Genomic DNA, 15,209 nt, shown 5'->3' on the forward strand with positions numbered 1-15,209 from the left:
AGCCAAGCTAAAACTAGAGCCAAGGAAAACCAAGGGCATGAGCAATCCGCTTGATCAACTGTGCGATTTGTATGGCGTGCTGCCCTGGTACAGCGATATCTGGGGAAATACACACTACATCTCCGAGCCCGCGAAGCGTGCCCTGCTGGGCGCAATGGGGGTGGCAGCAACAACTGAAGATGAGGCAGCCGCCTCATTGCACGCTTTCAAACGGCGCAAATGGGAGTGCGCGATGCCGCCTGTACAGGTGGTTCGCGAGTCGGCGCGGCCGTATCGCATCGCCATCGCTCTCCCCGTTGCCGAGGATAAACTGGCTTATCGCTGGTATCTGCGCAGGGAGTCTGGTGCCGAGGACGGCGGAGAATTCACTCCCATCGAGTTGGAAGAGGTCGAGCGCTCTCGTGCTGACAGTCTCGATGATCTCGACGGACAGGAATTCGTGCGGCGGGTGCTGGCGCTGGATCTCCTGGTGGAACCGGGCTATCACCGCTTCTCGATTGAACGGACAGATGGGCGCGGTGTTACTGGCGAAATGCCGCTTATCGTTGCCCCCGCAGCCTGCTACGAGCCAACAGCCATCGAGGGCGAGGGGCGCGCATGGGGGCTCGCCCTCCAGCTCTACGGCATACGCTCCGAGCGCAACTATGGCATCGGAGACTTCGGGGATCTTCGCCGCGTAATCGAAATTTGCGCCGACGCCGGTGGAAGCACACTGCTGCTCAACCCGCTTCATGCGTTATTTCCTGACGCTCCGGAGCACGCGAGCCCATATAGTCCCTCCAGCCGCACCTGGTTCAACCCGCTTTATCTGGATGTGGAGGCCATCCCCGATTTTGCCGAGTGCGAGGAGGCGCGCTCAATGGTACTTGCACCGCAGTTCCAGGCGCAGCTACGGGCGCTTCGGGCTACCGAACAGGTGGATTACCGCGGTGTCGCAGAGGTGAAATCGAAAGTTTTCGGCTGCCTGTACCGGTATTTCCGCAGCACGCAGCTGGGCCAAAGTACCGACCGGGCACGAGCTTTTCGCGCCTTCCAGTCCGAGCACGGCGAGAGCCTCCGCAAGCACGCGTTGTTCGAAGCGCTGCAGGAGTATTTCCGCGCACAGGATACTGCGGTATGGGGTTGGCCTGCCTGGCCGGAAGCCTATCGTGATCCAGATGCGCTGGAGGTAGCAGCATTCTGCGAAGCCAATCTCGACCGCGTGGAATACTTCGAATACCTGCAGTGGCAGGCTTCCATGCAATTGGGCGCGGCCAGGACGCGGTCGTCGGAAGTGGAGCTAGGTGTGGGTGTGATGCTCGATTTGGCAATCGGCGTGGCGGAAGGCGGCGCCGCCACCTGGGCGGAGCGCGGACTTTATGCGCTTGACGCGCGCGCAGGCGCGCCGCCCGACGATTTCAACCGTCTTGGCCAGGATTGGGGGCTGCCCCCGTGGATTCCACATCGACTGACCGCATCGGCCTATGTGCCTTTCATTGAGATGCTGCGGGCCAATATGCGTGATTCCGGGGCGTTGCGCAAAGACCACATCATGGGACTACGCCGCCTGTTCTGGGTCGTGCGAGGTCTGCCCGCGGCGGAAGGCGCGTATGTGCTCTATCCGTTCGAAGATATGCTCGGCATTCTGGCTCTCGAGAGCCAGCGGAACCGCTGCCTGATAGTAGGCGAGGATTTGGGGACCGTGCCGGATGAAGTACGTGAAGCCTTGCAGCCCATGAATGTGATGTCAACGCGGCTGTTGTATTTTGAGCGGCGCGACGACGGAAGGCTGAAGCCACCGCATGAGTATCCCGTGAATGCCGTCGCTGCGGTGACGACTCATGATCTCCCGACCCTGGCTGGGTTCTGGCAGGGGCTCGACATTGACCTGCGCGACCGCCTGCATCTGTTTCCGGATGACGAGGCCCGCAATCGGCAGATCGTTGAGCGCGCGGCAGACCGTGCGCAGCTACTGGTGGCGCTGGAGAGCCAAGGCGTGCTGCCGTCGGGCGGTGGACTACATCAGGTCGGCTTTCCCGAAATGACGGCGGAGCTCGCGGCGGCAGTGTATACCTATCTGGCACAGGCGCCGTCCAAGCTTCTGCTGGTGCAGATGGAAGACGGCTTCGGGGTGCGCGAGCAGCCGAATTTGCCAGGCGCGGTAGAGCCCGCCTACCCTTGTTGGCGGCTCAAGCTTCCTCTCAATCTCGAGGAGTGGCACGGAAGCGCCTATTTACACGGTATATTGCTTGCGCTGCGGCAGGAACGTCCGGTATCGCACATGCCGGGCTCCGCCAGACCTGTAGCCAAACAGGGTATAAAGCTGCGGATTCCGCGGGCAACTTACCGGCTGCAATTGAATCGCGACTTCAACCTGAGACAGGCTGCGGAATTGATTCCGTACCTTGATGAGCTGGGTGTCAGCCACTGCTATCTCTCACCTATTCTCAAGGCGCGTCCAGGCAGTCGCCATGGCTACGACGTCACGGACCATGGCAGTCTCAATCCAGAGGTTGCCAGTGCAGGTGACTTCGAACAGTTCGCCGCCGCCTTGAAACGGCGCGGAATGGGCCAGATCATGGACCTGGTGCCCAATCATATGTGCATCACGGGTAGTGATAACGGCTGGTGGCTGGATGTGCTGGAAAACGGCCCGGCTTCGCGGTTCGCCAGCTACTTCGATATTGACTGGTATGTTATTGGGGAGCACTTGCCGGGCCGCGTGCTGCTGCCTGTGCTGGGCGACCATTACGGCACAGTCCTGGAGAACGGCGAACTCAAACTTGCTTTCGACCCCGAACAGGGCGCCTTCAGCGTCTTCTATTACGAGCATCGGTTCCCCGTCGACCCGCGGGAGTACCCCCGCATCCTGGGTCACGATGTGGAACGGCTGCAGACGCGGCTGGGCGGCCAGCACCCGGAGTTTCTGGAACTCCAGTCCGTGATCACGGCCTTTAGCCACCTGCCATTGCGCGACAACGTTTCTCCCGAGGCAATGGCTGAGCGCGCTCGGGACAAAGAGATACACAAGCACCATCTGGCCTCCCTGTCCGCGATGAGCGCGGACGTTGCACGGTTCATCCAGGAGAATGTGTCGGTGTTCAACGTGTTCAACGATGGCGCGCAAGATGACACCAGGAATCTTGATCTTCTGCACGAACTGCTGGAGGCCCAGGCCTATCGTCTCGCTTTCTGGCGTGCGGCTGCGGACGAGATCAACTACCGCCGCTTCTTCGACATCAATGATCTGGCGGCGCTACGCATGGACAACCCGGAGGTGTTCGAGAGCACACACCGGCTGGTGCGCGAGCTGCTTGCACGGGGGTATGTCGACGGGTTGCGCATTGATCATACGGACGGTTTATACGCGCCAAAGGAATACTTAGAGCGCTTGCAGGCAATGGCGGCGGCGCTTTCTCCGAGGACGGTGAAGGATGACGGCAAGCCACTGTACATCGTGGTGGAAAAAATACTCGCTTCCCATGAGCACCTTCCGGAGTCCTGGCCGATACACGGCACGACTGGCTATGACTTTGGCGCGGTTTGCACTGGCCTGTTTGTCGACAGCCACACTGCTGACCGTTTCACCCGCATCTATCAGCGCTTTATCCGGGCACGGCCGGACCTGGGCGCGATGGTGCAAGCGAACAAGCATCTGATCATGGAAAGCGCCCTCTCGGGCGAACTACAGGTGCTGGCTACACAGCTGGCGCGTATCGCGAAAGGCGATCGCCGCACCTGCGACTTTACCTTCAACAGCCAGCGCAGTGCGCTTGCCCAGATCGTCGCAAGCTTTCCGGTTTACCGTACCTATGTCTCTAGTTGCGAAAGCTCCCCGGAAGACGCCCGCTATGTGGATTGGGCGGTGGGGGTAGCGAAAAAGCGCAGCCAGGCGGTCGATACCAGTATCTTCGATTTCGTGAGGGACGTGCTGCTGGCGCGACAGGCCAAGGGCAAGAGCGACGCATATCGGAACGCGGTATGTATCTTTGCCATGAAGTTTCAGCAGTACAGCAGCCCTGTGATGGCCAAGGCCATGGAGGACACCACTTTCTATCAGTACAACCGATTGATATCGCTGAACGAAGTCGGCAGCGAACCGCACCGTTTCGGTGTGTCGCTCGCTGCATTCCACAGGGAGAATCAGGAACGCATGGCCCGTTGGCCGCATGCAATGCTGTCCACCTCGAGCCACGACAACAAGCGATCGGAAGACGTGCGAGCGCGAATAAGTGTGCTCTCCGAAATACCCGACCAATGGAACCTCGTCATTTCACGCTGGAGCAAGCTCAACCGCAGCAATCGCCGAGAGTTGGATAAGGACTATGCACCGAGTCGCAATGATGAATATCTGCTATACCAGACACTGCTCGGCATATGGCCCTTTGACACTTTGGACAGGCCTGATGCGGCCGAGTTGGCACAGCTCTCGGATCGAGTCACCGCCTACATGCTCAAGGCTGGGCGTGAGGCGAAAGTGAACAGCTCCTGGATCAATCCAAACAAGGAATATGAGGAAGCGACGCAAGAATTCGTGCGCGGGCTTCTTTCCCCTCAACCGGTCAATCTGTTCCTGCGCGATTTCCTGCCGTTCCAGCAACAGGTTGCATGGATAGGCGCTTTCAACAGTCTATCGCAGTTGCTGCTCAAGCTCACGTCACCCGGGGTCCCGGACATCTACCAGGGCAACGAAATGTGGGACTTCAGCCTGGTGGACCCGGACAACCGGCGTGGGGTGGACTACGAGGCGCGCCGTGCGGCCTTGCGGGCACTCCGGTCGATGGACGCCAAAGAGGGCGTCAGCGCATGCGCACGGCGCCTGATGGAGAATATGCGGGATGGCCGGATCAAGCTCTACCTGAGTTGGAAGGCGCTGACCTTCCGACGCGAGCGTGAACAGCTTTTCCGGGATGGTGACTACATGCCGCTAAAAGCGTCTGGCCGCCGCGCAGAGCATGTGTGTGCCTTCGCCCGGCATCATGGAAACGACGCGCTGCTGGTTGTTGTGCCACGGCTGTTCGGCAAGCTCGTCGGGGAATGCGGCCGGTTTCCAGTCGGCGAAGCTCTGTGGGTCGATACCTGGATCGAGTTGCCGTCCGACCATCTCCACGAGAAGTGGACCAACGTGTTGACGGACGAGACCTTCACCAGTCAGAGACTGGGGGAAGAGCTCGGAAAAGACCAAGGACTAGAGCTGGCTCAAATTTTCAGGACATTTCCCTATGCGCTGTTGCACGCGCAGGAGACGGCCTGATTCCGTGATCACCAGGCATTGGAAGCCGAGGAAGTCTGCCACTACCCATCAAAACACGTCATACCCGTGAAAGCGCGCATCCATGTTTTTTTGCCATTGAAACGCTGTACCGATGAGCGGCGCACCCCGTCATACCCGCGAAAGCGGGTAACTATGTTTTTTTTCTAAGCGTTTTCTTTAAACCAATGGATTTCCGCTTTAGCGGCAAAGACGATCCAGGGGTAGACCTCAGCAGATCCTGATGCAGCGACGCCATGCGATCTTTGTCATATAGCAGATTCTCAGGTTTGGCGCTGTAGCAGCACCAAAGACCTTGACGCTACTGCCAGGCTGACGCCGGCTTCGAGCGGCGACGGACCATCGACATCCTCATCCTGTACCCAGCCCTCGCCCGTGTCGAGCACCTTCAGCCAGCGTAACCCCCAGCGGTTTGGAGGCAGGATGAAATCGGTCGCGTCGAAGTGGGCGTTGAAGATCAGATAAAAACTGCCATCTGTAACCGGTTCCCCACGGGCATTCGGATTGGGAAAACTTTCTCCATTGATGAAAACCCCCAGGCTTTGGATCACCTCGCGGCCCCAAAACTCCTCGCTCGCCTGTTCCCCCATGTGATTGAACCAGGCGATGTCGTCCTGGTCCCCGCCGTGGATCGGCTGACCCTGAAACCAGCGGCGGCGGCGGAAGACCGGGTGCTCGCCACGGAACCGAATAAGGCGTTCCGTGAATTCCCGTAAATCTTCATCCACGTGACTCCAGTCTATCCACGAAATCTGATTATCCTGGCAGTAGGCATTGTTGTTCCCCTGCTGGGTGCGGCCGAATTCATCCCCCGCGAGTAACATGGGGACACCTTGTGACAGCAACAGGGTAGCCAGAAAATTGCGCTGCTGCCGGGCGCGAAGGGTGAGCACTTCCGGGTCGTCCGTGGGGCCTTCGGCGCCGCAATTCCAGGAACGGTTATCGTCGTAGCCGTCCCGGTTGTCCTCGCCGTTGGCCAGATTGTGTTTTTCGTTGTAAGACACCAGGTCGCGTAGAGTGAACCCATCATGCGCCGAGATAAAGTTGATGCTGGCGAACGGACTGCGCGAGTTTTCGCCGTAGAGGTCGGAACTTCCGGTAAAGCGATAGCCAAATTCGCTCAAGGTCGGATCCTGGGTTCGCCAGAAGTTTCGCACGCAGTCACGATACTTGCCGTTCCATTCGGACCAGCCCGACGGGAATTTGCCAACCTGGTAACCGGCTTCGCCCAAGTCCCATGGTTCGGCGATCAGCTTGATCTGGTTGGTCACGGGGTCCTGCTGGATGATGTCAAAAAATGCACTCAACATCTGCACTTCGTGCAGTTCGCGCGCCAGGGCGGAGGCCAGGTCGAAGCGGAAGCCATCCACGTGCATTTCCAGCACCCAATAACGAAGCGAATCCATGATCAGTTGCAATACATGAGGTTGACGCATATTGAGGCAATTGCCTGTGCCGGTATAATCTCTGTAATAACGCCGATCCTCCATCAACTGATAATAATAGGCATTGTCTATCCCCTTGAGGCACAGCACTGGTCCCAGGTGATTGCCCTCGGCGGTGTGGTTGTACACCACATCAAGAATGACCTCGATGCCGGCCTGATGCATGGCCTTGACCATCTGCTTGAATTCAGCACTGGCCGCCCCCGGCCGCTTGTCTGCGGCATAGGCGCCATGAGGCGCCAGGTATGAAATCGAGTTATAACCCCAGTAGTTGCGCAACCCCCGGTCGACAAGGTGTTTATCATGCACAAAATAGTGCACCGGCAACAACTCGACGGCAGTCACGCCAAGTTGTTTCAGATATCCGATCGACGTAGGGTGGCCAAGTCCCGCATAGCTCCCGCGCAGTTCAGGCGGTATGTCGGGATGCTGTGCTGTAAAGCCTTTGACATGCAATTCGTAGATGACTGTTTCGTGCCAGGGCCGTTGTATCTGACGATCGCCGGCCCAGTCAAAGAAGGGCTGCTGGACAATGCACCTCGGCATGAAGGGCGCACTGTCCTTGTCATTGGAGACGTTGGGGTCGGCATCGAAATGGTAGGGGAATAAGGCTTCGTCCCAGCAAACATCGCCGTCGATGCCCTTGGCGTAGGGATCGAGCAGGAGTTTGGCAGGGTTGCAGCGATGGCCTTGCTCGGGTGCCCATGGTCCATGCACGCGGAAACCATAGCGCTGCCCGGGTTCGACGCCGGGAACGTAGCCGTGCCAGCAGTGGCCAGTGGCCTCCGGTAAATCTGTCCGGGTTTCCCGGTTGAGTTCGTCGAACAGGCACAGTTCGACGCGCTCGGCCGCCTCTGAGAACAGCGAGAAGTTCGTTCCTGCGCCATCGTACGTAGCACCGAGCGGATAGGGGTTCCCCGGCCAGACTTTCATTGTAAACATTGGCCCCTGCGGCCATGATAGACGAGCGTGCCACTTGCCAGGGAATCTCTGAACAAGTCCTCAGAGGAGCGCGTCGCTGGCAAAATCGGGATTATCACAAGGCGGGCGAAGAAGGTAGCTTGAACTACGATGCACGGGAGTGCAAGTAAGCAGTGCCCCAAAGCAGAGCCCAAGAGGCCCGGGAAGTAAGGTCGAGAGCGCACGCGGACCTCGAACTACTTATGTGCCATCGGGAAGTTCCTGCCGATTTCCGCAATTTTATTTTTCCTTGGACTTCAATTTGATCATCTCAGGTTTACTTGATTGTTTTTAAGATCAACGTCAAAAAAATACGGCGGATAAAATAAACTATAGCAGCAAACTGAATTTTTACCAGGAGTTAGCATGCAAGTCGATACGGCAAACGCCTTTAGGCTACTCGACCGGTTATGGATCCGAAAACTGACTCTTGGCTTGGTTCGAAAAACCAGAGCAGTTGCAGTTCAACCAAGAATCGGACTCTACAATGGTTTTGTAGGTACTAGCGGAGGCAGGACAATTGCATTCCTTCGGTTACTTTTTTGAGTGCGCCTGGTTGACAATTTATATTGATGATCTAATTTGAGATGAGGAGTTCTTCAGCTTTTTCGCTACGCTGGATTGCAGAATCCCTGAAAGGAGATCGGCATGGAAACAGGAAAGGTCTATCCCCCTCGCTATAGCGGTTTTATCGTCATTCGAATCGCACAGGAAGCCGCTCCTGCGAGTGAGTCGATGAAATCATTACGATCGTTTGCCGCTGAATGCCAATTGCATGGTATCGAGAAACTGCTTGATTCGTACGAAATCAAAGACACACGGCCAGTGATACGTGCGTTGCCACCGGAAAAGATACGGGAACTTGAAAAACAGGCGGCTCAAACCGAACTGCCGCCGTTACATAGCCTCACTTCCTACTGGAAACTCGATGTTCGCCATTGTCCTGAAAAATCAGAAGAGATCGTAAAACGTTTCAGTGCCCTCGATGAAGTAGACGTTGCATATCGCGAATTGGAAGCTACGGATCCTGCGGTTAGCCCGGGGGACGATCCTTATAATGCCAATCAAAACTACCAGAATGCGGCTCCCATTGGAATAGACTCACGCTGGGCCTGGACGCAACCGAACGGCGAGGGTGCTGGTGTTGGATTTGTTGATTTGGAACAAGGCTGGTTTCTGGATCACGAAGATTTTGCAAGTAAATCACCGACTCTTTTGTACGGTGATAACCGCGACGGCGTTGATGGGTATGTTGGTAACCACGGAACTGCGGTTCTTGGCGAAGTTATAGCTGACGATAATACGGTTGGTGTTGTCGGAATCGCACCATCGGTATCGGCCGTTAATGTGACAAGTCACTGGGATACTGCCAGCAACTCATCAGGACACGTAGCTGACGCGATTGCTGGTGCTCTGCCGGCACTGCAGGCCGGTGACGTATTATTGCTGGAGATTCAGAAAGGTCTTTTACCTACCGAAACCGATGTCGCAGATTTCGACGCGATTCGGCTCGCCGTCGCTCTCGGAATCGTTGTAGTGGAAGCAGCGGGAAATGGTTCTTTTGATCTGGACAGCTATACAGATGGAGACGGCAAATTCGTACTTAATCGAGGGAGTGCTGATTTTACGGAATCAGGGGCAATTGTGGTGGGCGCCGCTCTTTCACCTCTGCCTCACAATCGCGCAGATTTCTCGAATTTTGGTAGCCGCGTCGACTGTTATGCCTGGGGTGAAAATGTTGTAACTGCAGGCTATGGAGATCTCGACGGCGGCGGCGGTGATAACACTAAAACATACACCAGCACCTTTAATGGCACTAGCTCAGCATCGCCTATTATTTCAGGAGCGGCGCTCATTGTTCAAGGCATGTACGAGGCAAACACAGGAAGTCCACTTTCGCCCCTTCAGATGCGTGCTCTGCTGTCGGATCCAACTACAGGTACTGCTCAAGGCGGAGATGTACCTGGCAACATCGGTGTGATGCCAGACTTGCGTTTGATAATTGAAACTATTCTACCGAGACTGGTCACGGTAGTCGCAGATAGCGGTAACTTTGGCGAAGTATGCATCGGATCCTTTAAGGACATGATGCTGAACCTGAGCAACAGCGGCGGCGACATGCTTGCTGTAACCAACATTACCTCCTCTGATGCTGCTGAGTTTCTTGTTCCGAGCGTTTTGTCATATCCCGTCACCATCGAAGCAGGGAATGCTATTGAAGTACCGATCCGATTCCAGCCAGACAGTCTCGGGCCAAAGGCGGAAACCATTACCGTGTTCAGCAACGATCCAAGCGGTTCGAAATCTGTGGAGGTATCAGGAACAGTAAGGGCGCCAAGGTTGGTTGCGATAATTGCGAATGTGGGCAATTTTGGCAATGCCTGCATCGGATCCTTCATAGATCAGACAATAACTTTAAGCAATAGCGGTCATTGCACACTCACAATAACCAGCATCACTTCGTCTTCTGCCGAGTTCCTTGTCCCCAACGTTCTGGCGTATCCAATTGTAATAGCAGCTGGCAGCTCCTTGCAGGTGCCTATTCGGTTTGAACCGAATAGCGTCGGCCCAAAGGCGGGCACGATCACGATCATAAGTGACGATCCGGCTAGCCCGAAAGGGGTCGCAGTTTCCGGAAATGTGCCTTCCGGAAAACTCGTGGTCACAGGCTCTACATGTATCGGCGGCGTGAAGGCATGTTGCCTTGGCGAACGCACTATCTCCATCTGCAATGTGGGCGACTGCAAACTATACGTGACAAGCGTTGCATTCAAGCGCAAAAGCAGGCATTGGAAGCTGATTAACAACCCGTTCCCCGCGATGCTGCTCCCCGGTTCGTGCCTGAGCGTCTTGATTCGGTACAAGGCGACCGAAAAGTGCCCGAGGTCTTCCGAGCTGATTATTACAAGCGATGATCCAGAAACCCCCGTGAAAACTCTCGACGTTATGGCCTACACGATCTGGAGCGATTGCGGGTGCAAAAATTGTGAGGATTGCCGTAAGGGATGTTGGGAGAAGCACCATGACCAACCTTGTAGCGCGCAGAGTGTTGACGCCTGTTGCGATGATGAGAATAACGATGATGAGGATGATGGCGATGACGAAAGCTGACCCTCATCACATCACTTGCGCTCTAAACCGGCGTGACGCCGTTAGCAATCCAGAATTTGCGCAGAAGTAACAGGCAAACCGCCGATGAGTGAACGCACTTATTCCCGGTTCGTTAAGATCAAATGCAGGCCGACGGGAATAAACGCAGGTTCATTTGCAGTTAATTCCGGCTTGTGGAGATGAATGGTTGCGGTTATTCCTGGCACAAAATCGTGCTGAATGCTGGTTGGAGCGTTACAGAATCCGAAAAAATTGTATGCCAGGCATTGACATGTCGTCACAAGTCACTCCCGCTTTGGATTCGCTAGCGTACAGACTCACATATATCAAATGGTTATAATTTTCACAGGAAGACTTCCAACATCATGGGAGGTGCAGACATGAGCATTCCTGGGTTTACCGCGGAGGCTGCTTTATATGATTCAGGAGAACACTATCATGCATTTGGAGCTATCAGGCAGGTCGCAGATGGGGTACAGTTAGCGCAGATAAGAGGGGAAACCTGTCCTGAATGCTGCAATAACTGTTTCTTTACCTGTTTTGATGGATGTCAGACTTTAACTTGTTTACGGCGTTGTTTCCGGACGTGTAACTTCCTTTGTGGCGGCTGCTGCCCGGTTGTTTAATTAAACACAAATAATTACCGGAATGCGTCCGCAACCGCTCCGGCTATTTAGGTAGATCTCCGAGATTTGGCTCTAGTCATGCCGTATCCCGGTTCCAAAAAATGTCTAATTTGTGATTGACACCAACAATAACCTTCTCAGTTTCCCTGAGCGACCCTTGTACTTCCCAATTCGATGCATGAGGACAATTTGGTGCACGCCATGCACATTGTTCTTGATCAGTGCTAATCGAGGTTAAGGGTTTTGCTTCAGACGACGCCCGGCCACAAGTCCCATCAAGCCCACACCTGCCAGCATGACTGACAAGGCCATCGATATCGGCATTGCGGATATCAGATTCGATTCCGGCATTGGGGAGACCGGATTCGATTCCGGCATTGTGGAGGCCAGATACGGTTCTGGAATTGCGGAGATCATGATCGTACTGTCCACGAGACTATCCGGATGTTGCACATTCACATAAGCGATATTGGCATCAAACTTGTCAAAATAAAGGCCGGTAGCCTCGGCACCTATGGTGGATAGAGAGGCCCAGCGCGCGACAGAATCAGCCACGCCATCATTATTGGCATCCCGGGCAAACCAGATGTCAGCCATCCCGGCGGGCTGGTCCTCAACAATGTAAATATTTCCAACCGCATCGATCGCCAGATTATCCGGATTGGCCAAGGAAGTGCCCACCGGTGCGCCCGTCGACTTGTCAAGGGTGCTACGGTTTACAAAGAGCTTTGCTTCATTGGAAGCAAGATTAATGGAGTACACCTCGTGGGTCGCCGTGGTGGCCACAAATAGCATTTCATCTCCGTTGGCCAAGGTTTTGATCTCGATATCCTCGGGACGCTGGTATCCGGTACCTTTCACTACCTTCGCCGTCTCGCGGCCATCGATGGTTCCATCGGCATTCATCACCGATATCCCATCAATGGGGCCGCCGGTGGCATCAGTAATCGGAATCCAGATAAAAGACCCTGCTGTATCGGCATTGTCACCGCCGTTGATCTGCAGGACGAAGGTCCGGCCGTTGGAGAAATATTCGTTGCCAGTAGTGGCGGCGGGACTGGCCGACACGTATTTGTAAATACTGCCGCCATTAAACTCATCAACAAAATACAGATTGTTCTCCTTATCAAAGGCTAATCCTTCATGCGCCACGCGCGGCACGATTGAACGATGGACGAAACGGGAGTCAGCGCTGCCAGCAGCAGTTGTCGGATTGATCAGTTCAAATAAACGTCCTTTAGCGCTCCCCTTTTCCCAAGACTCCTCGGCGGTCAGGTAGCTGCCCCAGGGTGTCCAGCGAGAGGCATCTCCCTTGGTGAAGCCTTGTGTGCCGGGCCGAACGAGGGTTTTGACTAGTCCTGTTTTTAAATCTATTCGCTGTACTCCTGCCTCCGAAGTTTCAAAGGGGATAAACAGATATCGGCCGGCATCCACGCCAGTCTCGTTAGCGGTGATCATGTCCCAGCCGCCAGAGTTGGGCTCCCCAAGGTTGAGTTGGCTTGCGCGATCCGCGATCCGAATCTGCGAGAAATTAAGTGAAGAGAACGTAAACGGAGAACTCTCCGGGAGGGAGCCGGCAGTAACGCTGCCCGGGAGGGCGTTGAATTTGGCGAAATGCGTATTGGCAGCGGTAGCTTTCGCCGTCCCAATCATTACCAGAAGTCCCGCTGCAACTATAACGTTCAGTATCTTGTGTTTAAACATGGAGGCTCCAAAATTGAACGCTGATATGTACCCTCATTTGGCCGTCACTACTGAAAAGCACGTGTGCTCCCAGGCTCATCCTTTAAGCGGCTGCCGGCCCCTGCAGGGAAATATACCCTCTGAATATGAAGGAAGGATGACAGCGCCGGGGATTCAAGCGGAAGCCGATTCTATTTATGTGCGAACGCTTTAACACTCTGGGCAAGGGTATTACGTGCAATAAAGAAAAAACCCGCCGAAGCGGGTTTGAAAGGGGCAATGTTGGGAGATTGACTTGAAACTCGTCTGCGACATCCTTTGGCTTTCTTGTCATCTCCATATTTTTTCCGGGCTTTGCCGCACCTGTTGGCCAGGGAAAACAGTGGATCAGAAAATGAATCAGTGGGGAATTCTTGGTGCCAAACACATAATTCTTGGCTGCTCCTGGTTACAATTTGAAGCGACTGATCCGTGATTTCACGCACTTTCTCCAGCGAATCTGAATTAGAACGCTATTTGACTACGGAACATGAAAGTATTCAGATCATCCGGCTGGCCGCCGCTAGCGGTCCTCAAAGGCGAATCCTTGATTTCCAATATTTTGTCGTAATTAAACATGAAACGAATGTTGCTGTTCACGTACCAGTTCAGGGCAACGGTAAAGTTTTTCATTTCACCTGCTCTGAAGGCGCCATCGTTCATGTCTACTCCGCCGACACGCGCCGCCAACTCCCAGGCGCCCCATCCACCGTTGGAAAAGCTGAAGTTACGGGTCGGCGCCACTCTGAAGAACCGTCCTTCTTTATAGTTGCGTGATTCACCGGTGAGCGTCCATGCGGCTTCTCCGTACCAGCCATTTAAGCTTAGTGAATCCAGACCGTTTCGACCGACCCAGCTATGGGTATACTCGCCTCCCGCGCTGAACGGGCCATATACGCCGCTTGCCTCCAGGCCAAGCATCTTGACGTCCTGAATATTTCCTATGGTGCCCGAGTCAATCGGAAACAGATCAGTCATGTGCGACGTTTCATGCCTGAATCTCACGCCATTGGAGGGACCGAACGCCTGACCGCTGCCGCTAGGTTGGCGATAATTTCCTGCCACACCTAAATGGACAACCTTTGTCTTTTCGCTAATGGGTGCAAAAGTGATACGCGAATTGGTTCCCCAGCTTTCATCCATGCTGTTGTTATTAGAGTCGATTGACTCGCCATAAAGTCCAACCTGTCCAGTCCATTTTTTATCGCTTTTTGACAGATTTAAACCAATAGCGCGATCTACGAGCGGCGCGTTAAGCACATTCATTAATGATCTTTCCATAAACATAAGATCGTTGGAGCTTTCTTGTAACTCACGGCTGAAAGCCTGTTTCTGGTGGCCCAGGTTGACCTTCGCGAAATCCAATCCCTTGTATGAGATAAACATATCTTTAACGCCGACACTGTTATCGGCAAAGTCGATCTGGCTCTTAAAATCCCAATCTTTAAAGAAAGTACCTGAAAACTCCAGGCGCCCCCTGCGCAGTTCTGCGCCATCATTGGCTTCAACCGGAGCACCGTCTCTGAAAAAATTATCATTACTGCTATGGGTGTAATCCGTGTGAATCCGGCCCCCGATCTTGAACTTGAAATTCTTGTCTGCTGTTTCGAATTGCAAGCCGTTTTTATCCAGTTTGAGTTGCTTTTCGCTTTCTTTGACACGTTCCTCGATGGACTCAACCTTGCCGATGAGCTGAGCCCGCTCCGCCTTTTCTTTTAATCTTGCGCTTCTATCGCCGGGTACTGGCTGTTGGGTTCTCTCTGCCTCCGGCGCTGGCGTTCCGTTTGTCGATGGAGCACGTTCAACTCTCTCATAAGTACCTAAAGGTTGGCGGTCAGCTCCGGGCTCTCCATATATCTGCTTGGTTTTGGTATCGATGTAAAGATCAATCGCAAAAGCCCCGGATGATGTGATTGACCCTAAGACAGTAGCCACTGCCAATGCAAGTTTCGAAAATTTCAAAGCTAGCTCCCAGTTGTTGTATTGATCGGTTATGTTTATTGGTATAAACCGGGAGTAAGAATACGGAAAAGAGATGACTGCCTTATTACGGTTTCGTAACAGTTCTGTGACTACAGGCAGTGCGAGCTATGA

Annotated in this window: 5 protein-coding genes; 2 read left to right on the forward strand and 3 right to left on the reverse strand. The window is 54.4% G+C overall.

Features of this window, described 5'->3' with window-relative positions; all coding sequences use genetic code 11:
* Positions 1 to 37: 37 nt before the first annotated feature.
* Positions 38 to 5,233, forward strand: coding sequence for a malto-oligosyltrehalose synthase (locus BMX66_RS12685; RefSeq protein ID WP_090882751.1), 5,196 nt, complete (start codon positions 38 to 40; stop codon positions 5,231 to 5,233).
* A 281-nt stretch (positions 5,234 to 5,514) separates the two neighbouring features.
* Here BMX66_RS12685 and glgX read toward each other — a convergent pair whose 3' ends face one another.
* Positions 5,515 to 7,638, reverse strand: a complete 2,124-nt coding sequence (glgX, locus tag BMX66_RS12690; RefSeq protein ID WP_255398948.1) for a glycogen debranching protein GlgX — start codon at positions 7,636 to 7,638, stop codon at positions 5,515 to 5,517.
* 666 nt (positions 7,639 to 8,304) lie between these two features.
* Between glgX and BMX66_RS12695 the strand changes: the two genes are divergently transcribed.
* Entirely contained in the window at positions 8,305 to 10,767 is a 2,463-nt protein-coding gene (locus BMX66_RS12695; protein WP_090882753.1) for a choice-of-anchor D domain-containing protein, read from the forward strand.
* Between the two features lie 860 nt (positions 10,768 to 11,627).
* On the opposite strand, the gene BMX66_RS12700 is transcribed toward BMX66_RS12695, so the two are convergent.
* Both BMX66_RS12700 and BMX66_RS12710 read right to left on the reverse strand, forming a co-directional pair.
* Positions 11,628 to 13,097 carry an alkaline phosphatase PhoX gene (locus tag BMX66_RS12700; protein ID WP_090882755.1) on the reverse strand — a complete coding sequence of 490 codons (1,470 nt, stop codon included), beginning with the start codon at positions 13,095 to 13,097 and terminating at the stop codon, positions 11,628 to 11,630.
* A 483-nt stretch (positions 13,098 to 13,580) separates the two neighbouring features.
* Positions 13,581 to 15,050 (reverse strand): OprO/OprP family phosphate-selective porin, encoded by a 1,470-nt coding sequence (locus tag BMX66_RS12710; RefSeq protein ID WP_255398954.1) that lies wholly within the window; start codon positions 15,048 to 15,050, stop codon positions 13,581 to 13,583.
* Positions 15,051 to 15,209 lie beyond the last annotated feature (159 nt).

Origin of the sequence: Nitrosovibrio sp. Nv6, assembly GCF_900110495.1 — a bacterium.
In the GTDB taxonomy this organism is placed as follows: Bacteria; Pseudomonadota; Gammaproteobacteria; order Burkholderiales; family Nitrosomonadaceae; genus Nitrosospira.

Excerpts from the sequence above, each read along its gene's own strand:
- BMX66_RS12685 (WP_090882751.1), top strand. The coding sequence starts at position 38 with ATGAGCAATCCGCTTGATCAACTGTGCGATTTGTATGGCGTGCTGCCC.
- glgX (WP_255398948.1), bottom strand. The coding sequence starts at position 7,638 with ATGTTTACAATGAAAGTCTGGCCGGGGAACCCCTATCCGCTCGGTGCT.
- BMX66_RS12695 (WP_090882753.1), top strand. The coding sequence starts at position 8,305 with ATGGAAACAGGAAAGGTCTATCCCCCTCGCTATAGCGGTTTTATCGTC.
- BMX66_RS12700 (WP_090882755.1), bottom strand. The coding sequence starts at position 13,097 with ATGTTTAAACACAAGATACTGAACGTTATAGTTGCAGCGGGACTTCTG.